Raw genomic sequence first — 21,008 nt, forward strand, 5'->3', positions numbered from 1 at the left:
GGCGAACTCGGGAACTGAGATGGAGGTGGGCGTTGGCACTCGGTGACGCAATCCTCGCCTGCCTCACGGAACGTCCGATGACGGGCTATGAGCTCGCCAAGACGTTCGACGCCTCGATCGGCTTCTTCTGGAAGGCCGACCATCAACAGATCTACCGCGAGCTCTCCCGCCTGCGCGACAAGGGCCATGTCCAAGGCCGCGAGGTAGTGCAATCCGGCAAGCCGAACAAGCTGGTCTACACCCTGACGGCCGAGGGGCGCGCGGCGCTGAAGCACTGGGCGGCGCGGCCGAGCGTTCCGGCCTCGATCAAGGACGACCTCTTGGTCCGGCTCTATGCGCTCGACTGCGTCGACATCGAGCCGCTGCGCACCGACCTGATGGCGCGGCTGGAGCATCACCGTGACCGCTATGAGCGCTACGAGCGCCTGCTCAACAAGCGCTTTCCCGACGGCACCGCACCGCTGGCCGATGTCGGCAAGATGCTCAGTCTGCGTCTCGGGATGCGCCATGAGCGCATGGTGGTGGAGTGGTGCGAGGAGGCGCTCGACGCGCTGTCGGCGATGTCCGGCCGCAGCAATGTGCTGCCGCTCGACGACGGCAAGCGCGAAGGCAACGGCTAGAAACAAATCTCAGGTCATGTTTTGCGCGTGCCGACACGCGACGCGGAATCCGCTTTGCCGGAAAGCGATAGGCGTGTCCTGATCCGGCGCAACAGGTTCCCGGATTCTCTAACTTTAAGGCCCGCCGGCCGCATTCCTTAACCCGTTATTTACCGTGACGGGAAAAAGTCAGCAGCTGAAGCAGACGACCAGCGCAGAATTCGATTGTCTCTTAACGGGAATGCGCGGGGAGGCTGCGGGCGCAGGGTGTAGCGCCGGAGTCGGGACCGGACGGAATCATGAATTCGCGCGTATCGTGGAGTGTTGACGGCATCGATCCCTCCGTCCGCGACAGGGCCGAGGCGGCTGCGCGCCGCGCCGGCATGTCGCTGAACGACTGGCTCAACTCCACCGTCGGCGAACCGAGCCCGCCGGATTGGCGCATGGCGCCCGAGCAACGGCAGCCGATGCCGAGCCGGGAAAGCCGCGAGGTCGCCGATATCCATCAGCGGCTCGACGCGATCACCCGCCAGATCGAACAGATTGCAAAGCCAATGTCGCGCGCCGAAGCCGTGCGCGCCGAAGTGCCGCGCGGCCAGCCCGCCGTCGCACGGCAGCTGAACGACGCGATTTCGCGCCTCGATGCGCGGCTGTCGCAGATTTCGCGACCGCAGCCGGCGCGCGAGCCGCAACCCCAGCCGATGCGTGAAGCGCAGATGCAGCGGGAGCCGCAGATGCAGGACCGGCAACTGGAGGAAAGGCTGCGCCAGGCGGAAGCGGTCGAGCGCGCCGCAGCCCAGGTCTACCGCCCCTCGCCGCCACTCAGCCCGGCCTCGTTCGATTCCGCGATCGCGGAGATCGCCGCGCGCCAGAACGAGCTCGACGGATCAGCGCAACGGCAGATGCCGCCGCGTAGCGCGCCGCCGATGCAGCAATCATCGCCGCCGATGGCCGCCTATGCGCCGCCGCCGGCTGCGCCGGCCGGGCCCGATTTCTCCTCGCTCGAGCGGCACCTGCTCAAGATCACGAGCCAGATCGAGGCGCTGCAGCGGCCCGATCATATCGAGCAATCGATCGCGGCCTTCCGCGGCGAGCTTGCCGAAATCCGCCAGGCGATCACTGAGGCGATGCCGCGCCGCGCGATCGAATCGATCGAGAACGAGATCCGTTCGCTGCATCACCGGATCGACGAGATCCGCCAGGACAGCAGCAACGGCCAAGGCCAGGTGATTACCGGCATCGAACGCGCGCTGGCGGAAATCCGCGAGGCGCTGCGCACCCTGACGCCCGCCGAGCAGCTGACCGGCTATGACGAGGCGATCCGCAATCTCGGCGCCAAGCTCGACATGATCCTGCGCGCCAACGACGATCCGTCGACGGTGCACCAGCTCGAGAGCGCGATCGCCGCGCTGCGCGCCATCGTCTCCAATGTCGCCTCCAACGACGCGCTGCTGCAGCTCTCCGGGGACGTGCATGCGCTGGCCGCGAAGGTCGACCAGCTGTCGCAGATGTCGCGCGCCGAGTCCCACGTCGATGCCTTCGCCGGGATCGAGCAGCGCATCGCCGCATTGGCCTCGACGCTGGAAACCCGCGAGCGGCCGGTCGCTGGCTACGACAATACCGACGCCATCGAGGGCGCCCTGCGCTCGCTGTCGGAGCGGATCGACCGCCTGCAGGTCGGCAACGACAGCTCGTCGGCGTTCACCCATCTCGAGCAGCGCGTCTCCTATCTGCTCGAGCGCCTGGAGTCGGCCGACCAGCGCTCCGGCAATCTCGGCCGGGTCGAGGAAGGGCTGCATGACATCATGCGGCACCTCGAGGCGCAGCACGCCCACATCGCCTCTCTGGCCGAAGCCACCCGTAACAACATCAACACCGCCGCGCCGCAGCCGATGATGGACAGCGGCATCGTCGACCTGGTGAAGCGCGAACTGTCCGACATCCGCTTCAGCCAGTCGGAGACCGATCGCCGCACCCAGGATTCGCTGGAGACCGTTCACAACACGCTCGGTCATGTCGTCGATCGGTTGGCGATGATCGAGAACGATCTGCGCACGGTTCGCACCGCGCCGCCGCCGGCCCCCGCGCCGGCCGAACCGCGGATGGAAGCACCGCGCACGGAGATGCCGCGCGCGGCGATGCCGCAGCCGGTCGCGCAGCCCCAACCTGAATCGTACAGGCCTGAATCGTACCGGCCCGAATTGCCCAATCCTGCGCTGGCGCAGGAGCACTTCATGTCCGCGCCGCGCGAATTCCATGCCGCGCAGCCGGTCGAGACCGCGCCGCCGCCGCTGCCGCCGCGCGCGATCAGCGAAATCCTCGAGCCGCATGCCGCCTCCGCGCGCGCCGCGATCGCGCCGGATCTGCCGCCGGATCATCCGCTCGAGCCGGGCACGCGCCCCTCGGGCCGCGTGTCGTCGCCGTCGGAGCGGATTGCGGATTCCGAGCGCGCGATCTCTGATCTTCCCGCCGGCAAGAAGGAGCCGGTCTCGACCTCGAGCTTCATCGCCGCCGCGCGCCGCGCCGCGCAGGCCGCCGCCGCGCAGCCCGTCAACGACAAGGCCGCGCGTGCAGCGAGCAAGGCCGCCGCCAAGGCCAAGGAGAAGGCCGACAAGGCTGCGAAGGCCGCTGCCGGCAAGGCCGGCGCGCCGGCGACTGGCGCGTCGGAGACCCAGCCTTCGACCATCACCTCCAAGATCCGCTCGCTGCTGGTCGGCGCGAGCGTGGTCGTGATCCTGCTCTCGACCGCCAAGATGGCGATGAACCTGCTCGACACCAGCTCCGCGCCGCAGACGCCGGCGATCGAGCACAGCGAGCCGGCCGCGCCCCCCGTGCAGCCGCCCGCCGAGAACTCTGTCGTCCCAGCACCGGCTGCGCCGTCCGGCACGCCCGGGCCGTCAGCGCCTGGGCCGTCGATGACCTCGCCGACTCCGCTCGGCCGCCAGTCCAACAACACGGCGGCGCCGAACACGCTCGACAGCGCGCAGGTCACGATCCCTCAGGCTCCCGCGCCCGCAGCGGCGCCTGAGCCGGCCGCGGCACCGGTCGCCGCTGCCAGCGATATCACCGGCACGATTCCGACTGCGCCGCCGCTCGGCGGCAAGCTTGCCATGGTCCAAATTCCCGCGGGCGAGAAGCTGCCCGACGCGATCGGCGGTCCGGCGTTGCGCACGGCTGCGATCAAGGGCGATGCGGCGGCGGCTTACGAGGTCGGCGTCCGCTTTGCCGAGGGCAAGGGCGTGCCCGCCAATGTCGACGAGGCCGCCAAATGGTATGGCCGCGCGGCGCAGGCCGGCGTGGTGCCCGCGATGTTCCGGCTCGGCACCTTCTACGAGAAGGGCCTCAGCGTGAAGCGCGATTTCGATGTGGCACGGCGCTACTACGTGCAGGCTGCAGAGCGCGGCAACGCCAAGGCGATGCATAACCTCGCGGTGCTCGACGCCGATGGCGGCGGCAAGGGTGCAGACTACAAGAGCGCCGCGCAGTGGTTCCGCAAGGCGGCCGATCGCGGCGTCGCCGACAGCCAGGTCAACCTCGGCATCCTCTATGCCCGCGGCATCGGGGTCGAACAGAACCTCGCAGAATCCTTCAAGTGGTTCAGCCTCGCAGCCGCGCAGGGCGACGCCGACGCCGGCCACAAGCGCGACGATATCGCCAAGCGGCTCGATCCGCAGTCGCTGGCCGCAGCGAAGCTTGCGATCCAGACCTTTACCCCCGAACCGCAGCCGAGCGATGCGGTCAACGTGCCGGCCCCGGCCGGCGGCTGGGACGGCGCGCCGGTGCAGCCCGCGGCGGCGAAGTCCGTCAAGCCACCGTCGAAGCGGACCGCGGCGCTGGCCGCACACTAGAGCATTTTCGGTTCTGATTGAATCAGAACCGAAGCTCTAGGTGGTGTGGACACTTACCGCATCCAAAGGACGATGGCTGCGAGAGTGACGACGGCTAGGTAATTTCGGGCGGTCTTTTCGAAGCGGGTTGCGACGCGTCGGAACTGCTTGAGCTTTGAGAAGCAGCATTCGACGAGGTGACGCTGGGCATAGAGGTGCTTGTCCAGCGGGTATTTGAGTGCGCGTGACGGGTTGTTGGGGATGACGGCGAGCGCGCCCTTGGCGGCGATGGCTTGGCGCAAATGATCGGCGTCATAGGCCGTATCGGCCATGACGACCTCGGCAGGTAGTCCCTCGATCAATGCGGCAGCTTGCGGTGCATCGCCCTTCTGGCCTGCGGTCAGCGCGAACCGTACGGGACATCCCAAGCCACGAACGGCCATATGTATCTTGGTGCTCAGGCCACCGCGCGAGCGGCCGATCGCCTGATCTTCAGACCCCCTTTTTTGGCCCCGGCGGCGTGCTGATGCGCCCGGACGATGGTGGAATCGACGATCAAATATTCGAAGTCCGGATCATCGGACATCGCCTCGAAGATCCGCCACCAGACGCCCTTGATGCTCCACCGACTGAAGCGCCGGAACACGCTGTTCCAATCCCCGAACGCCTCCGGGAGATCACGCCAGGGAGAGCCCGTGCGAACAATCCAAAGTACACCTTCCACGAACATCCGATTGTCGCGCCCAGTGGAGCCCTTCTGGTCGGGGCGACCTATGATCAGCGGCGCCATCCGCTCCCAAGCCGCGTCGCTCAATACCAAACGGTCCATCACACCCAAGACTGCCTCCCCAAAAGCAGTCTTGAATCTGATTTGCGCCTAAAAGGGAATCCTTAGAGTCCACACCACCTAGTCTAGATTCTTGTTTTGACGCATTTTCTTCACGCGAACCGGTGTCCACTTCGCTCGAAAACGCTCTAATCGCACTCAGTTGAAAGCTGCTGCGGCGCCTTGACGGCGCCGCTGTCCTATCCCTCCGCCCTTCCGCCGTGTAGATAGGCGCAAAACCCCGCGCCAATAGCGCACGCGTTCCGGAGGGTCAGGCTTGTCTGTCGACGATCGTCAGGATGATGGAACGGGCCATCGTTCGTCGCCGACCGGTCCCCAGACGCCGTCGCCGTTTGCCGCGCCTCCCAAGCCTCGGCCTTCTCCTCCACCTTCTCCTCCACCTTCCCCTCGGCCTCCACCCCCGCAATGGCAAGGACAAGGGAACGTCGCATCGCCGCCCCGCACCTTCCGGTTCTCGCTCTGGTCGGTCATCATCTTCGTGCTGCTGGTGTCGAGCGTCGCCATTCAGGCCTATCGCGACCTGTCGAAGCCGGGTGCCTGGGACTTCTGGCGCGAGACTTACATCGCGGCGAGCATGAATTCGGCGGTGATACCCGACGTCGACATCGATGGGTCGGGCCGCGGCCGGCGTGCACTTGCGATCAGCGGCAAGATCGGCTCGGCCAGCGCGAGCTGGTTCCGCGACCGGCTCAGCGAGGCCCGTCTTGCACCAGGCGATGCCGTGCTGCTGTCGTCGCAGGGCGGTGCGTTGAACCAGGCGGCGATCATGGGCGAGGTCATCCGCACACATGGGCTCGTCACCGCCGTCGCTACATCAGACGCATCGGGCAAGCTGCGCCCCGCGGCCTGTGCCAGCGCCTGTGTGCTGGTCTATGCCGGCGGCCAGACCCGCTATGGCATCGCGGGCTCGCGGCTCGGCGTGCATCGCTTCACGACCAGCGCACCGGTCAGCGATCCCCTCGCCGAGGCGCAACGCATCCCAGGGCATGGTGCTGGGCTACATGACCAAGATGGGCGTCTCGTCCGGGATCGTGGAAGCGATGTCGCAGACCTCGGATATCCGCTGGCTGAGCCCGAAGGAAGCGCTCGCGCTGAACCTGGTCACCAAGCCGATCGACCGGCCCTGAGGCGACACGGGCGCCATTAGTCTGAATTATCAACCACGTCCGCAGCCGAGCTGCCACGTGCGGCGAAAAATGCCATCGAGGGCGGATTCTTTAGTCCCTCCCCTCGCCGATTTCGGTTATGCAAGAACGCGGCAATCGACCCGCGTTCGCCTGCTTCTTGCGCGCCGACCGGATTCGTTCAGCCGGAGAATGCCCGACCAGAACGACATCACGCCGTGATGCGGCCTTGCGCCCCAGCATGTGGCGAACCGACAAGAAGCGACGCGCGTGCAGCTCTACCTCCCGATCGCCGACATTCCAGTCAATGTCTTCCTCATCCTGGCGATGGGCGCGGCGGTTGGCTTCGTCTCCGGCATGTTCGGGATCGGCGGCGGCTTCCTGATGACGCCGCTCTTGATCTTCGTCGGCATCGCGCCCGCGGTCGCGGTTGCCTCGGTTGCGAGCCACATCGCGGCCTCCTCGTTCTCCGGCGCGATCTCCTATTGGCGCCGGCGGGCGATCGATCCCCTGCTGGCGGCAGTGCTGCTGGTCGGCGGCACGATCGGCACCGCGCTGGGGGTATGGACCTTCACTTTCCTGCGCTCGCTCGGCCAGCTCGACCTGATGATCGCGCTGTCCTACGTCATCCTGCTGACCACGGTCGGCGGGCTGATGTTCTGGGAAGGCCTGCGCGCGATGCTGCGTTCCCGGCGCGGCGGCCCGGTCACGCTGCGCAAGCCCGGCAGCCATGGCTGGATCCACGGCCTGCCGCTGAAGCTGCGCTTCAAGCGCTCCAAGATCTACCTCTCGGTCATCCCGGTCGTCGTGGTCGGGCTCGTGATCGGCTTCATCGGCGCGGTGATGGGCATCGGCGGCGGCTTCATCCTGGTGCCGCTGATGATCTATGTGCTGCGGGTGCCGACCTCGACCGTGATCGGCACCTCGATGGTGCTCACTCTCGTCACCATGGTGTTCGCGACCATGCTGCACGCGGTCACCAACCACCTGGTCGACGCCGTGCTGGCGCTGATCCTGATGATCGGCGGCGTCACCGGTGCGCAGTTCGGCGCCCGCGCCGGCCAGAAGATCCGCGGCGAGCATCTGCGCTTGCTGCTCGGGCTGCTCGTGCTTGCGGTCGGCATCCGCTTTGCCGTCGAGCTGGTGATCCGGCCGCAGGACCTGTTCAGCATCCGCGAAACCGGCGGAGCGCCGCCATGAGGCTGCGCGCACCGCTTGCGATCGTGGGCCTCGTCGCCGCCAGCCTGGCGGCGGTACCCGCGCGGGCCGAGCGGCTGATCGTGTCGGTCTCCAACCACCGCGTCACGGTGACGCCGAACTATTCCGGCGGCGAGCTCGTGCTGTTCGGCTCGGTCGAGAAGGACGACAAGACACCGTCCAATCGCGGCAATTACGATCTCGTCGTCACGGTGTCGGGCCCACGCGCCGACATGGTGACGCGGCGCAAGGAACGCAAATTCGGGATCTGGATCAATACGGACTCGCGGCAGTTCCTGCAGGTGCCGGGCTATCTCGCACTGTTCTCCAATCGTCCGTTCGAGCAGATCGCCTCACCGGAGGTGCAGCGGCGGCAACAGCTCGGGCTCAACAACGTGCTCTTGATGCAGCGGGTCGGGCCCGACTTTGCCGACGTGGTGCCGAACGATCCGTTCCGCAGCGCCTTCGTCCGGCTGCGCTCCGAACACGGGCTGTACCGCGAGGCAACCGCGGCGGTGACGTTCCTGACGCCGACTTTGTTCCGCACCGGCATTCCGCTGCCGGCGGAGGTGCCGATCGGCACCTACAATGTCGAGATCAAGCTGTTCTCCGACGGCGCGCTGGTGACCAAGACCGAGACCGCCTTCGAGATCGTCAAGGTGGGCTTCGAGCAGTTCGTCGCCACCACCGCGCGGCAGAACGGCCTCGTCTACGGCCTCGTCACCGCGTTCATGGCGCTGATGACCGGCTGGATGGCCTCGATCGTGTTCCGGAAGGATTGATTTAGAGCGTTTTCGAGCGAAGTGGATACCGGTTCGCGTGAAGAAAACGCGTCAAAACAAGAATCTAGAGCCCCGTTCCGATTCAATCGGAACGGGGCTCTAGTCACGCCTCTGCTGCAACGCGCTCGCGAACGCATCGCTCAGGATCGAGAGGCCAAGATCGATCTCGTCATCGTTGATCGTCAGCGGCGGAGCGATGCGGAAGACGCTGCCCATGCCGGGCAATTGCACGATGTTGGTGCTCAGTCCGAGCTCCAGGCAGCGCTGCGACACAAGCGTGCCGAGCGCTTCGTCAGGCCCCTTGCTGAAGCGGTCGCGCACGATCTCGATGCCCTGCATCAGTCCCCTGCCACGTACGTCACCGATGCATTCGAACCGGTTCTGAAGGGCCAGCAGCCCATCCCTGAGCCGCGCGCCCGCGATCCCCGCACGCTCGACCAATCGGTCGCGGAGGATGATCTCGATGACCTTCAGCCCGACCGCAGCCGGCATCGGGTCCGACACATGCGTCGTGTAGAACAGGAAACCCCGTTCGTGACAGCGCTCTTCGATTTCGGCTGACGTGACAACCGCGGCCAAGGGCAGGCCGGCGCCGAGCGTCTTCGACAGGGTCAGGATGTCAGGCACGACGCCGTCACGCTCGAAGGCGAACATGGCGCCGGTTCGGCCGAGGCTGGTCTGTGCCTCGTCGACGATCAGCAGCATGCCGCGCGCGCGGCACAATTCCTTCAGCGCGGCGAGGTAGCCCTCCGGCAGATCGATCAACCCGCCGGAGCTCAGGATCGGCTCGGCGATCATGCAGGCGAGCGAGCCGGTCGATTGGCGGTCGATGAGATCGAAGGCGTAGGCCAGCTCGGCCCGCCAATCCGCCGCTTTGCCGAAGCGGGGCCGATAGAGGTTCGGCGTCGGGATCGCGAGCGAGCCGACCGGCGCGGGACCATAGCCCTTGCGGCCGGCCGAATAGGTCGCCCCGGCCGCGCCCGATGTCATTCCGTGCCAGGACTGCGCGAACGCAACGGTCTCGAAGCCGCCGGTGGCGAGCTTGGCCATCTTGATGGCCGCCTCGTTCGATTCGCCGCCCGTGCTCAGCAGCATGACGCGATCGAGCCCCGGCGGCAAAAGCTCCGCGAGCTTTTCAGCGAGCGCGACGACCGGACGCGTCAGCATGCCGCTGAACAGATGGTCGAGCCGCTCGGCATGCTCGCTGATGGTCTGGACGATCTCCGGATGGCCGTGACCAAGCACGGCACTCATCTGCCCGGACGTGAAATCCAGGATGGCGCGGCCGTCAGCGTCATAGACGAAGGATCCGGAAGCGCGCTCAATGATGACGGGGGCAAACGTCCCGCCATAGCGAATGAGGTGACGTCGCGCGCGCGTTCCCAGAAGGATTTGTCGTCATTTCCGGCCATGCCCGTTTCCTAGCTGCTCGGTCGCCGCGATGAACGACCTTTGCAGCACATCTTATGCACGCGGCGCAGCAATGACGTTGCGATTTGAGATGCATTTCGCCCATTCTTCTGCGATCAATTGCGCAAAAGATAGAAAATGCGAAAGAAATGGGAACCACAATCGTGATCGACGAGATGGACCGGAAGATCCTCGACGTGCTGCAGGTCGAGGGGCGCATCACGAATCTCGAGCTGGCCGAGCGGATCGGCCTCTCGTCCGCCCCCTGCATGAGACGCGTCCGGACCCTGGAAGAGACCGGCATCATCAATTCCTATGTGGCGCTGGTGGACCCTGCGCGAATTGGACTTGGGTTCGACGTCATCGTCGAGGTCCGCCTCAAGCAACAGAACAGGGAGTCCTTCGCGCGCTTCGAGAAAAAGGTGACCGGCCTTCCGGAGGTTGTCGAATGCTGCATGATTGCCGGCGATTGGGATTACTCGCTAAGGGTCGTGTCCTCAGATCTCGCAAACTATCAATCGTTCATCCTCGACCGCCTGATGCACCCGGACACCGATATCGCGAGCTACCGCACGACCATCATCCTGCGGAAGGTCAAATCGACGACAAAGATCGATAGCTCGCTGTTCTGACTGCAAGGATCAAAGCAGCACCCCGACCGCCATCGCGATCACGCTGAGCGCCATCGCACCGGTCGAAAGCCAGCCGAGCCGGTAGAGCCACCCGCCCACAACGAAGCGTCCCATCACCTCCTTGTGGTGGGCCATGATCATCAGCAGCACCATCACCGGCACCGCGAGCACGCCGTTGACGACCGCGCTCCAGTACAGCGCCGAGATCGGATCGATCGGTGTGAAGTTGAGCGCGATACCGATGCCGCCCGACAGCGCCAGCACCGAATAGAACGCCATCGCCTCCTTCGGCTTGCGCGCCAGTCCGACCGGCCACCGCCGTCCCTCGCCTACCGCATAGGCGGTCGCGCCTGCGAGCACCGGGATCGCGAGCAGGCCCGTGCCGACGATACCGAGCGCGAAGATCACCTCGGCAAACGGCCCGGCAATCGGGCGCAACGCTTCTGCGGCCTGCGCCGAGGTCTGGATGTCGGTCTTGCCGGCGGCGTGCAGCGTGGCTGCAGCGGTGACGATGATCGACAGCGCGATCAGATTGGAAAACGCCATGCCGGTGACCGTATCGGCGCGGATGCGGGAGAACTCCTTCCGTGCGCCGTAATGCTTGTCGATCAACGGATGCTTGGTGACGTCGACCCGCTGCTCCTCCGCCTCCTGCGAGGCTTGCCAGAAGAACAGATAGGGCGAGATGGTTGTGCCGAAGATCGCCACGATGGTGGTGAAATAATCGGAGCTCCAGGTCAGGCGCGGAACCAGCACGCCGGCCAGCGCCTGCATCCACGACACCTTGGCAAAGGCGAGCGCCGCGACATAGGCGAACAGGCTGAGCGTCAGCCATTTCAGGACCGCGACGTAGCGCCGGTAGTTCATGAAGATCTGCGCGGCGACTGAAGTAACGCCGAACAGCACGACGTAGAGGATGGCCGGGCCGCCGATCAGGAGCCTGGTCGCGTCCGCCATGGCCGACAGGTCGGCGGCGATATTGACGGTGTTGGCGATGAACAGCAGCATCACCACGATGACCAGCAGCCAGCCCGGATAATGCCGGCAGACATTGCCCGCTATGCCGTGCCCGGTGACACGGCCGACCCGCGCGGAGATCTCCTGGATCGCAGTCATCAGCGGGAACGTCAGCAGCATGGTCCAGCCGATGCCGTAGCCGAGTTGCGCGCCGGCCTGGCTGTAGGTGCCGATGCCCGACGGATCGTCGTCGGAGGCGCCGGTGATGAGGCCCGGGCCGAGCGACTTCACGACGCGCTTGAAGCTGAACGGCTCGCGCCGCGGCTTCGCCGCCGGCGCATCTTCATCCTTGTCGTGTCGCGAGATCGTTTCTTGCCGCGTCATGTCCGGTTCCAGCCGTCTGACAACGGACCGGATACCGCCAAGGTTCCTGGGCTGAAACCTAGGCCTCGATGACCGTGGCGACGCCGGGCGCGAGGATCCGCAGACGGCGGCCGAAGCCGAGCGTATCGAAGCTCGCGCGCAGGTCACTCGCGTCCTGCCGGAAATGCGCCCAGCCATCGGTATGAACGGGCACGATGACCGCGTCCGCAAAGGCGCGCGCGGTCTCGATCGTGTCATTGGTGTCCATGGTGAGATGAAACGGGCCGCGGGTTTGCGCCGCGCCGGCGAACGGCAGCACCACGCCGCAATCAAAACGCCGCGCGACCTCGGCAACACCGTCGAACCAGGTGGTGTCGCCGCTGACATAGACCGGACGGCCGGGCTTCGCCGGCTCCAAGACGAAGCCGACGACGTCGCCGGACAACGGCTCGATGCCCGCGGGCCCGTGCCGCGCCGGCGTCGCGGTGACGGTGAGGGTCCGGCCGCGCTTCGTCAGTGTGGTCGAGGCCCAGGGCGCAAAACCCTCGGCGTTGCCGCCGAGCCGCTTGGCACCGGCCTCCGTCGTCAGCACGCGCTTCGCCTCTTTGAGAAAATCCCGTCCGGAATGGTCGAGATTGTCGGAATGTTGATCGTGGCTCAGCAGCACCGCATCGATCTCGCCGACGTCGCGCGCACTGAGCGCGGGCCCGGTCAGCTTCTCCAGTTTCACATGCGGCAGTTGATAGTCGCCGGGTGCATCGAAGGTCGGATCGGTGATCAGGCGGAACCCGTCGATCTCAATCAGAGCGGTCGGGCCTCCGATCAGGGTGATGGTGATGCTCACGTTGCACTCCTCTTGGGCGAAGCCGCGGCGGGGCGGGTCACCAGGTAAATGCCGAGCGCGACCGGAACGATCCCGAGCAGATCGCGAAATTCGACATGCTCGCCGAGCACCAGATAGGCGAACAGCATGCCGAGCGGCGGCATCAGGAAGTGATAGGCGCTTGCGGCGGTCGCGCCACACACTTTCAGGAGATGAAACCAGAGCAGATAGGCGAGGATCGAACCGCCCAGCACGAGGAAGGCGAAGGCGCCGGCGAGCCGCATGCTGGGCACGATGTCGCCGACGCTGGAGAGCGTGAAGGCGAACGGCATCACCGCAAGGCCGCCGGCGATGTTCTGGATGCCATTGCCGATCCACAGGCTGCCCTTCGGCGCCAGCAGCTTGAACAGGACGGTGCCGGCGACGATCGAGGCGAGCGAAGCCAGCGTGAACAGGATGCCGTGCGGGCTGTCGGTCCCGACCTTCATGCGATGCCAGACGATGAAGGCGACGCCGACGATGCCGAGCACGAGGCCGATCACCTTGCGCCAGCTCATGCTCTCGCCGAGAAACAGCGACGCCAGCATGGCGGTGAACACGGGATTGGCGGAGACGATCAGCGCGCCGAGGCCGGCGGAGACCGTCTTCAGGCCGGTATAGCCGAGCCCGAGATAGAGCGCGTTGTTGGCGACGCCGAGCACGGCGAACACCGCCGCATCGCGCCAGCTGAGGTCCCATTGATCTCTGCGCAGCCAGGAGGTGCCGAGGATCAGAACTCCGGCGAGCGAGAATCGCGTGGCGAGCAGGATCAGCGGCGGGCAATCGGTGACGCCGATCTTGCCGGCGACGAAGGCGTAGCTCCAGAGCAGGCAGAACAGCGCGATCAGCAGCGGCAGGGTGTTGAAGCGGGCGCGGGTGACGGACATCGAGGTTGCGGCGGGCGAGCTTGCAGAGGACATGGCAGTTTCTCCTTCGCCCCATGATCTAAGCCCGCGCCTTGTCATTTGGAAATTAAATGATAGACTGACTTCCAGTGGATTTATGAATGGAGGCTGCGATGCTCGACCTGGAGCTTTTGCGCAGTTTCGTCTCGGTGGTCGACGCCGGCGGCTTCACCCGCGCCGGAGAGCGCGTCCACCGCACGCAATCGACGGTGAGCCAGCAGATCAAGCGCCTGGAGGAGGATGTCGGCCAGCCGCTCTTGATCCGCAGCGGCAAGGACGTCACCCCGACGGAGGCCGGCGAGCGGCTGCTGACCTATGCGCGGCGGCTGCTGTCGCTCGCGGAAGAAGCCCGCGACGTGCTCTCGCGCCCCGGCAGCGAAGGCGCGATCCGGATCGGCATCACCGAGGATTTTGCCGCCTATCGGTTGACGAGATTGCTCGCGACCTTCGCGCGCAGCCACCCGAATTTGCGGCTCGACGTGCGCTCCGGCCAGAGCCTGTTCCTGCACCGCGATCTGGAGCGCGGCGATCTCGATCTCGCGCTGATCAAGCGCGCAGTCAGCGAGAAGGGCGGCATCGCAGTGTGGCCGGAACGGGTGCACTGGGTCACCAGCAAGAGCCATCCACGCGACACGGCGACCGGCTCGGTGCCGCTGATCGGCTTCGGCTCGGGCTGCCTCTATCGCGCCCATGCCATCCATGCGCTGGAGCGCGCCGGCCGCAACTGGCACATGGCCTACACCTCCTCGAGCCTCGCCGGGATCCAGGCCGCGGTCGCCGCAGGCCTCGGGCTCAGCATTCTCTCGGAAATGTCGATCCAGGCCGAGCATCGCGTGCTGACGGCGAAAGACGGCTTTGCGCCGATCGAGCGGACCGAAGTCGCGCTCATCGCTGCCCCTGAGGCCAGTCCTGCGACGTTGCGGCTGGCGGATCGGCTCGCGGAGTATTGCGAGAGCGTGCAGGCGAAGGCGGCGTAGCGGCGATGCTACACTCTCCATCCCATCATCCTGAGGTGGTCGCCTCTTCGGCGAGCCTCGAAGGATGACGGTGATAGAAATGCTTGGATGTCTCAATAACACCGCGAGGCCACGAACGCGTGGACGCGGTTGTCGCCGAGCACGTGTGCCATGAAACCCGGCGATCCGAAAATCCGCGCGAAAGCGGCGTCGCGGATGCTGAGGCCCCCGGTGTAGGCGCCGAACGCCGGCATCACCGCGCGCTCGCCGTCACTCGCAAAGCAACGGCGCTCGATCGAGCGGCCGCGGGTCGGCACCCGCGCCTTGGGGTGGAGGTGGCCGGCGATCTCGCCGGCAGCGCCGGTCGGCTCATGGCGGAACACAATCGGGCCGATCGCGACCTCGGTCGCGACCACGCCGCCGAGACTGGTCGGCAGCGCCGGATCGTGATTGCCCGAAATCCAGATCCAGTTGCGCCGCACTTGCAACGCCGCGAGCGCCTCGCGATCTACATCCGAGAGGCGCGTATGCGCATCACGATCGTGAAAGCTGTCACCGAGCGCGATCACCTGCCTGGGATCGTGCCGCGCGATGACGGCGGCAAGCCGGCTCAATGTCGCGACCGTGTCGTAGGGCGGCAGCAGCACGCCACGGCTGGCAAAGCTCGAGCCTTTTTCCAGATGCAGGTCGGACACCACGAGCAGGCTCCGCTCTTCCCAGAACAGCGCGCCCGAGCAATCCGCCACGAAGCCGACATCCGCCACCGTGACCCTCGAAACGCGCATGTCGTCACCGTCTCGCAAAACCTGCGCGCTTGCCGCCACGTCCTGTTCCCCAAAGGATGATCCGATCGAATCGGATCATATTCTTTTCCGGTCGCGTTTTCTTCACGCGAACCGGTATCCACTTCGCTCGAAAACGCTCCAGCGTTACGTCGTCGCCTCCCGCACGAGTTCCTCGGCCGCCTCGGCCAGAAGCTCGTCGGATGCTTCGCCATAAACTGACTCGCGGCCGATTTCCAGCAGCGCGGGCACGGCAAGCGGAGAAACGTGGTCGAGGTCCTTGTGGGTGATTCGGCCATGGATGCGCGCAAGCATGTCGCTGAGGCGGCGGAGATCGAGCAATCCCGTGGCGGCATCGCCGCGCGCGGCGCGCAGCAGCACATGGTCGGCCTGGTGCTTGCGCAGCACGTCGTAGATCAAATCGGTCGAGAACAGCACCTGACGGCGCGACTTCTCCTCGTCGGTGAAGCGGCGCGCGATCAGCCCGGAGATGATGGCGCAGTTGCGGAAGGTGCGCTTCATCAGTGCGGATTCCGCAAGCCACGCCTCGAGATCGTCGCCGAGCATGTCGGGGTCGAACAGCGCATTGAGATCGAGCTTGCCATGCCGGATCATGAAAGACAGATCTCCGACGCCCCACACTGCGAGCGAATATTCGTTGGCGACGAAGCCGAGCGGACGGGCGCGGGCGCGCTCCAGCCGGCGCGTCAGCAGCATGCCGAGCGTCTGATGCGCGAGCCGGCCCTCGAAGGGATAGCAGACCAGATAATGGCTGCCGCCGCGCGGAAAGGTTTCCACCAGGAGTTCGCGCACCGCAGGTACTCGCGAGAATTTTCGCTGCAGCGACAGCCAGTCGTGCACCTGGCCCGGCAGCGCGTTCCAGGCCCGGCTGTTGTCGAGCAATTTGCGGACGCGTTCGGCGAGATAGGTCGAGAGCGGAAACTTGCCGCCCATATAGGACGGCACTTTTGCATCTTTATCATTGGCGCGGGAGACATAGACCTGGTCCTCGACCAAGGCCTCGTAGCGCACCACCTCACCGCCAAAGACAAAAGTGTCGCCGGGCACGAGCCCCTCGATGAAGACCTCCTCGATCTCGCCGAGCATCCGGCCGCCGCGGGCGATCGCACCGGTCGAGCCTCCGCTTTTCCCTTGCCCGCCGGCACGCGAACGCACCAGCCGCACCTTCAGCATGGTCTCCTCGACAATGGTGCCGACGTTGAGGCGGTAGCTCTGCCGCACCTTCGGATTGGTGACGCGCCAGCGGCCCTGCTTGTCCTGCTTGATGCGCGCGAAACGCTCATAGGTCTTGAGCGCGTAGCCGCCGGTCGCGACGAAGTCGACCACATCGTCGAAATCGGTCCGCGCCAGCGACGCATAGGGCGCCGCGGTCCTGACTTCGTCATAGAGTTCGTCGGACAGGAACGGCTTGCCGCAGGCGCAGCCGAGCACGTGCTGGGCCAGCACGTCGAGCGCGCCCGAGCGCAGCGGCGGCGTGTCCTGCGCATTCTCGGCGATGGCGTCGATCGCGACGGCGCATTCCAGCACCTCGAACCGGTTGGCCGGCACCAGCACGGCGCGCGAGGCCTCGTCGAAGCGGTGGTTGGCGCGGCCGATCCGCTGCATCAGCCGCGACGAGCCTTTGGGCGCGCCGATATTGATGACGAGGTCGACATCGCCCCAGTCGACGCCGAGATCGAGCGATGAGGTGCAGACCACGCCGCGCAGCCGGCCCGCGGCCATCGCGTCCTCGACCTTGCGGCGCTGCGCGACGTCGAGCGAGCCGTGATGCAGCGCGATCGCAAGCCCGTCGTCGTTCATGCGCCACAGATCCTGGAACAGCATCTCGGCCTGGCTGCGCGTGTTGACGAACACCAGCGTGGTCTTGTTGCGCTTGATCAGCTCATAGACCTCGGGCAGCGCATGGCGCGCACTGTGGCCGGACCACGGCAGCCGTTCCCTTGTGTCGAGCATCTCGACCACCGGCGGCGCGGCGCCGCCGGCGATCACGACGTCGGCAGACACGCTCTCGTCGCCCGGCTGCGGCACCAGGAAGCGCGCGAGCTGTTCCGGCTCGGCCACCGTCGCCGAGAGACCGATGGCGCGCGCCTGCGGCGCGATGGTCCAGAGCCGCGCAAGCCCGAGCGACAGCAGATCGCCGCGCTTGGAGGTGACCAGCGCATGCAGCTCGTCGAGCACGATGCGCTTCAGCGAGGAGAACAGGAAAGGCGCGTCGTCGGAGGCGAGCAGCAGCGCCAGCTGTTCCGGCGTGGTGAGCAGAATGTCCGGCGGATAGCGCCGCTGCCGCTGTCGCCGCGACACCGGCGTGTCGCCGGTACGGGTCTCGATCTTGATCGGCAGCCCCATCTCGGCAACCGGCGTCTCCAGATTGCGCGCGATGTCGACCGCGAGCGCTTTCAGCGGCGAGATGTAGAGCGTATGCAGCCCGCCGCTGCGGCGAACGCCGCGGCCGGTGGAGATCAGGTTGGGGCGGACTATTTCCGCTCCGATCTCTCCATTCGCGAGCTCGTCGGGCTCCCTCCCCCTGAAAGGGGGAGGGTTGGGGTGGGGGTCAGCCGCTTGCTCCGTGCCTGCGGCTGACCCCCGCCCGTCACGCTCCGCAGCGCTGACGCGAGCGGGCGCGCGCCGACCTTCCCCTTTCAGGGGGAGGTGAGCAGGAGCAGCGCCACCAAATCCTTCCCCGCTCAATTCCACCAGCGTCGGCAGGAACCCCGCCAGCGTCTTGCCCGCGCCGGTGGGCGCAATCAGCAGCGCGGAGCGTTCCTCGTGCGCCTTCGCCAGCAGCGCGAGCTGATGCTCGCGCGGCGACCAGCCGCGTGACGCGAACCAGTCGCGAAACCGGCGCGGCAAGAGATCGGCCGTTTCCGACGGCGTGACGGAAAAGAGATCGAGCGTCGACACGCCCAAGAGGTAGATGGTTCAGCGGGTTTCGTCGAGGGCGGACGAAAATGGCGGCAGGCGGCAGGTACCGCCAGCTCGCTCTGTGGGCCGCGAAGCGCCTGGAAGTCACCCCGCCCCGCCTGCGGGGAGAGGTCGGATCGCATCGTCAGATGCGATCCGGGTGAGGGGGTACAGGTGTCTCAGCTCACACTGCCTGGTGGAGAGAGCCCCTCCACTCCAACCCTCTCCCCGTAAGAACGGGGAGAGGGAGAAGAGAGAGCTTCTCCCCCTACTCCGTCATCGGCTCGCCCAAGAGGTCCCAGTCCTTGCCGTTGAAGATCGAGACATAGAGCGTCTTCATCGGCGTGTAGTCGTCGGGCGTATAGCTGTAATTGATGCCGTCGAGGAAATAGGGCGAGTGGAAGCCGGCCAGCGTGGTGGCGTGCTTCAGCACGTTGGCGCGGGTCAGATCGTCGCCGCAGCGGCGCAGGATTTCGCCCATCGTCGCCGCCTGGCCGTAGCCGGCGAAGGCGATGGTGTTATCAGGATCGATGTTCGGCAGGTACTTCTTGCGCAGCTCCTCGAACGCGACCACATCGGCATCCTTCTCGTAGCGGGGCACGCCGACTTCCTTGTTGTAGCGGATCGCGACGATGTCCTTGGCGTTCTCGAGACCCGCGGCGCTCAGGATCGAGCGGCCAGTCGAGCCCGCCGACAACAGCTGCAACGGCTTCCAGCCGAGCTCGGCCACCTTGCGGATCGACTGCGACGTCGCCTTGCCGGTGGTGATGTTGTAGAACACGTCGGCGCCCGACTTCGAGAGATTGATGAGCTGGGAATCGACCGTCGGATCGGTGAGATCGTAGGTCTGCTCCATGATCACCTGTGCCTTGCCGCCGGCATCGGCCAGCACCTTCTTGAACGGGCCGAGGAAGTCGCGGCCGAAATCATCGTTCTGGTAGAGGATGCCGACCTTGGCGTTCGGCTTCACGCTGACGACGTGCTTGGCGAGGATGCGCGCCTCGGTCGGATAGAGCGGCAGGCCTGCCATGGTCCATTTGAAATTCTTCGGGTCGTTCCATTTCGAGGCGCCGGTGTTCAACAGCAGTTGGGGAACGCCCTTGGAATTGAGGTACTTGTGCACGGAGGTCTGCGGCGCGGTGCCGAGCGAGCCGTAGAGCGCCAGCACCTCTTCCTGCTCGACCAGGCGGCGCGTCGCCTCGACGCATTTCGGCGCGCTGTAGGCGTCGTCCATGGTGAGGAATTTCACCTTGCGGCCGTTGATGCCGCCCTTGTCGTTCAGCATCTGGAAATAGGCCTCGCCGACGCGGCCCAGCACGCCATAGAGCGAGCCGGGACCGGAATGCGGCACGGTCTGGCCGAGCTTGATCTCGGTGTCACCAGCACCCGGATCGTACTTCTTGTCGGCGGCCCGGACGAACGGCGCAGGCAGCACGGACGCTGCGATCACGGACAATGCAGTGGCGCCGAATTCGCGCCGTGTATGCTTTTTCATTATTTCTCTCCCTGAGACGAAAAGCTCTCGCATTCCGCCATGCGCCGGGCAAGCGCGAAGTCACGGCTTTGCGGCGCAATGCCGCGTCACGGCAAATGCGTAGCGTGTAGACTCAAGTTTGAGCGCGATGCGAAGGATCGCGGTTTCACCCTCCCCTGGAGGGGGAGGGTCGACTCACATTGAGCATAGCGAGATGTGAGGCGGGGTGGGGTGACGGTCTTTCCGCGAACAACGCTGCGCGTGTTGAGAGATCACCCCACCCCGCTTCGCATTTCGCTACGCTTCATGCGAACCGACCCTCCCCCTCCAGGGGAGGGTAAGCGCGTCACGCCTTGGTCGCGACGGCGACGAGCCCGGGCGCCGGGATGTTGTGCTCATTGCGCGCCGAGAGATCGTCGAGCAGCGCCAGCGTCAGCCCCGCGGCGGCGACCGCGGCGCGCACGTAGGCTGCACTGTGGGCGTAGCGCAGCCCCGCGCCGAGGATGACACCCTCGCCGTCATGGGTCTCCGTCGTGAAGGCGAGCACACCGCCCGCGACCAGCACGCGCGCGGCCTCGGCGAGCACGGGCGCGAGATCGGCGACATAGACCATCGCGTCCGCAGCGAGGATCAGTTCAGCGCTGGCGTCCGGCTTGCACGAAATTCCCTTCAGCATGTCGTCGACCTCAAGCTCGGCATAGAGCCCGGTCGCGCGCGACTTGTCGATCATGCGCGGCGACAGGTCGATGCCGATGAAGCGGTCGACGTGCTGCGCGAAAGCACCGGCCGCCAGTCCGGTGCCGCAGCCGAGATCGATCGCGCGCTTGAAGAATGCCGGCTTCCTCGCTGAGGCGCGCACCGACAGCACCGCCTTGAACAGCAGCGCCGGGCCGCGATAGCCGAGATCGCCGACCAGCGCGGCCTCGAAGCGCGGCGCATATTGATCGAACAGCGTCTGCACATAGCCCGGCGGCATCGCGCCGACGGCCTCGACGCCGAGCTGCATCAGATGCAGGCCGGCGCCATGGCGGTCTTCGGGATCGGCGTCGCGCGCGGCGCGGAAGGCTGCGATCGCCGCATCGCGCTGGCCGAGCTCGAGGCGGATATTGCCCAGCGTGTACCAGGCCGACGGGAATTTCGGCACCAGCTCGATCGCCTGTTCGAGCAGCTCGGCGGCAGCCGGCAGATCGCCCTTCAATTGCAGGTCGCGCGCGAACTCGTAGCGGCGGTCGGCAACGAGGTCGCCGGAGGACAGAAACAGGCGGGGGGCCATTTTCTCTTAGGGAACCGATCTTGGCCAAGTCTGGCCGTCCATTAAAACACGGACTTTTTCCGGAGATGGAAGCGCGGGTCAAGCCCGCGGATGACG

The 21,008-nt window shown here is 66.0% G+C and carries 15 protein-coding genes and 1 pseudogene; 7 read left to right on the forward strand and 9 right to left on the reverse strand.

The window, feature by feature from the left end; genetic code table 11:
* Positions 1-32 precede the first annotated feature (32 nt).
* Together ACVWW1_RS26740 and ACVWW1_RS26745 are read left to right on the forward strand one after the other, a co-directional pair.
* The gene (locus ACVWW1_RS26740) at positions 33-620 is read left to right on the forward strand and encodes a PadR family transcriptional regulator (protein ID WP_456657979.1); all 588 of its coding nucleotides are present in this window, start codon (positions 33-35) and stop codon (positions 618-620) included.
* A gap of 278 nt (positions 621-898) precedes the next feature.
* Complete coding sequence (locus ACVWW1_RS26745) at positions 899-4,447, forward strand: hypothetical protein (RefSeq protein WP_456657980.1); 3,549 nt, start codon at positions 899-901, stop codon at positions 4,445-4,447.
* A gap of 53 nt (positions 4,448-4,500) precedes the next feature.
* Here the strand turns inward: ACVWW1_RS26745 and ACVWW1_RS26750 are convergent.
* Positions 4,501-5,264, reverse strand: a protein-coding gene (locus ACVWW1_RS26750; RefSeq protein WP_207832802.1) for an IS5 family transposase whose coding sequence is annotated in 2 segments (ribosomal slippage) — positions 4,501-4,926 and positions 4,929-5,264 — 762 coding nt in all. Because the reading frame shifts where the segments join, the coding sequence is not laid out codon by codon here.
* A 487-nt stretch (positions 5,265-5,751) separates the two neighbouring features.
* On the opposite strand from ACVWW1_RS26750, the gene ACVWW1_RS26755 reads away from it, so the two are divergent.
* The 3 genes from ACVWW1_RS26755 to ACVWW1_RS26765 all read left to right on the forward strand — a co-directional run bounded on the left by ACVWW1_RS26755 (position 5,752) and on the right by ACVWW1_RS26765 (position 8,376).
* The gene (locus ACVWW1_RS26755) at positions 5,752-6,420 is read left to right on the forward strand and encodes a hypothetical protein (protein ID WP_456657981.1); all 669 of its coding nucleotides are present in this window, start codon (positions 5,752-5,754) and stop codon (positions 6,418-6,420) included.
* Positions 6,421-6,667: 247 nt separating this feature from the next.
* Positions 6,668-7,597 (forward strand): sulfite exporter TauE/SafE family protein, encoded by a 930-nt coding sequence (locus tag ACVWW1_RS26760; RefSeq protein ID WP_176528822.1) that lies wholly within the window; start codon positions 6,668-6,670, stop codon positions 7,595-7,597.
* A complete protein-coding gene (locus ACVWW1_RS26765) occupies positions 7,594-8,376 on the forward strand; it encodes a TIGR02186 family protein (protein WP_456657982.1) in 783 nt (260 codons plus the stop codon). The genes ACVWW1_RS26760 and ACVWW1_RS26765 overlap by 4 nt, the downstream gene beginning before the upstream one ends.
* A 99-nt stretch (positions 8,377-8,475) precedes the next feature.
* Here the strand turns inward: ACVWW1_RS26765 and ACVWW1_RS26770 are convergent.
* Positions 8,476-9,788 (reverse strand): annotated as a pseudogene (locus ACVWW1_RS26770) (aspartate aminotransferase family protein).
* A gap of 147 nt (positions 9,789-9,935) precedes the next feature.
* Between ACVWW1_RS26770 and ACVWW1_RS26775 the strand changes: the two are divergent.
* Entirely contained in the window at positions 9,936-10,418 is a 483-nt protein-coding gene (locus ACVWW1_RS26775) for an Lrp/AsnC family transcriptional regulator (protein WP_176528819.1), read from the forward strand.
* Positions 10,419-10,427: 9 nt separating this feature from the next.
* On the opposite strand, the gene ACVWW1_RS26780 is transcribed toward ACVWW1_RS26775, so the two are convergent.
* Genes ACVWW1_RS26780 through ACVWW1_RS26790 form a run of 3 tightly spaced genes read right to left on the reverse strand, consistent with a single transcriptional unit; the run spans position 10,428 to position 13,520 of the window.
* Complete coding sequence (locus ACVWW1_RS26780; protein WP_456657983.1) at positions 10,428-11,759, reverse strand: NRAMP family divalent metal transporter; 1,332 nt, start codon at positions 11,757-11,759, stop codon at positions 10,428-10,430.
* Between the two features lie 58 nt (positions 11,760-11,817).
* Positions 11,818-12,582, reverse strand: coding sequence for an MBL fold metallo-hydrolase (locus tag ACVWW1_RS26785; RefSeq protein ID WP_456657984.1), 765 nt, complete (start codon positions 12,580-12,582; stop codon positions 11,818-11,820).
* Positions 12,579-13,520, reverse strand: coding sequence for a DMT family transporter (locus tag ACVWW1_RS26790; RefSeq protein WP_456657985.1), 942 nt, complete (start codon positions 13,518-13,520; stop codon positions 12,579-12,581). Before ACVWW1_RS26790 ends, ACVWW1_RS26785 begins: the two co-directional genes overlap by 4 nt.
* Positions 13,521-13,618: 98 nt before the next feature.
* Between ACVWW1_RS26790 and ACVWW1_RS26795 the strand changes: the two genes are divergently transcribed.
* Positions 13,619-14,482 (forward strand): LysR family transcriptional regulator, encoded by an 864-nt coding sequence (locus tag ACVWW1_RS26795; RefSeq protein ID WP_456657986.1) that lies wholly within the window; start codon positions 13,619-13,621, stop codon positions 14,480-14,482.
* Positions 14,483-14,574: 92 nt separating this feature from the next.
* Here ACVWW1_RS26795 and pdeM read toward each other — a convergent pair whose 3' ends face one another.
* The 4 genes from pdeM to ACVWW1_RS26815 form a co-directional block, all read right to left on the reverse strand.
* Positions 14,575-15,246: a ligase-associated DNA damage response endonuclease PdeM gene (gene pdeM / locus ACVWW1_RS26800; RefSeq protein ID WP_207834843.1), complete on the reverse strand. Its 672-nt coding sequence runs from the start codon at positions 15,244-15,246 to the stop codon at positions 14,575-14,577.
* A gap of 144 nt (positions 15,247-15,390) precedes the next feature.
* On the reverse strand, positions 15,391-18,165 hold the full coding sequence (locus ACVWW1_RS26805; RefSeq protein ID WP_456657987.1) for a ligase-associated DNA damage response DEXH box helicase: 2,775 nt from the start codon (positions 18,163-18,165) through the stop codon (positions 15,391-15,393).
* Positions 18,166-18,433: 268 nt separating this feature from the next.
* Positions 18,434-19,660, reverse strand: coding sequence for an ABC transporter substrate-binding protein (locus ACVWW1_RS26810; RefSeq protein WP_456657988.1), 1,227 nt, complete (start codon positions 19,658-19,660; stop codon positions 18,434-18,436).
* Between the two features lie 325 nt (positions 19,661-19,985).
* Positions 19,986-20,912: a methyltransferase domain-containing protein gene (locus ACVWW1_RS26815; RefSeq protein ID WP_456657989.1), complete on the reverse strand. Its 927-nt coding sequence runs from the start codon at positions 20,910-20,912 to the stop codon at positions 19,986-19,988.
* Positions 20,913-21,008: the final 96 nt, after the last annotated feature.

Source organism: Bradyrhizobium sp. JR3.5, from assembly GCF_054057015.1.

Excerpts from the sequence above, each read along its gene's own strand:
- pdeM (WP_207834843.1), bottom strand. The coding sequence starts at position 15,246 with ATGCGCGTTTCGAGGGTCACGGTGGCGGATGTCGGCTTCGTGGCGGAT.
- ACVWW1_RS26810 (WP_456657988.1), bottom strand. The coding sequence starts at position 19,660 with ATGAAAAAGCATACACGGCGCGAATTCGGCGCCACTGCATTGTCCGTG.
- ACVWW1_RS26745 (WP_456657980.1), top strand. The coding sequence starts at position 899 with ATGAATTCGCGCGTATCGTGGAGTGTTGACGGCATCGATCCCTCCGTC.
- ACVWW1_RS26795 (WP_456657986.1), top strand. The coding sequence starts at position 13,619 with ATGCTCGACCTGGAGCTTTTGCGCAGTTTCGTCTCGGTGGTCGACGCC.
- ACVWW1_RS26790 (WP_456657985.1), bottom strand. The coding sequence starts at position 13,520 with ATGTCCTCTGCAAGCTCGCCCGCCGCAACCTCGATGTCCGTCACCCGC.
- ACVWW1_RS26815 (WP_456657989.1), bottom strand. The coding sequence starts at position 20,912 with ATGGCCCCCCGCCTGTTTCTGTCCTCCGGCGACCTCGTTGCCGACCGC.
- ACVWW1_RS26775 (WP_176528819.1), top strand. The coding sequence starts at position 9,936 with ATGGGAACCACAATCGTGATCGACGAGATGGACCGGAAGATCCTCGAC.
- ACVWW1_RS26780 (WP_456657983.1), bottom strand. The coding sequence starts at position 11,759 with ATGACGCGGCAAGAAACGATCTCGCGACACGACAAGGATGAAGATGCG.
- ACVWW1_RS26765 (WP_456657982.1), top strand. The coding sequence starts at position 7,594 with ATGAGGCTGCGCGCACCGCTTGCGATCGTGGGCCTCGTCGCCGCCAGC.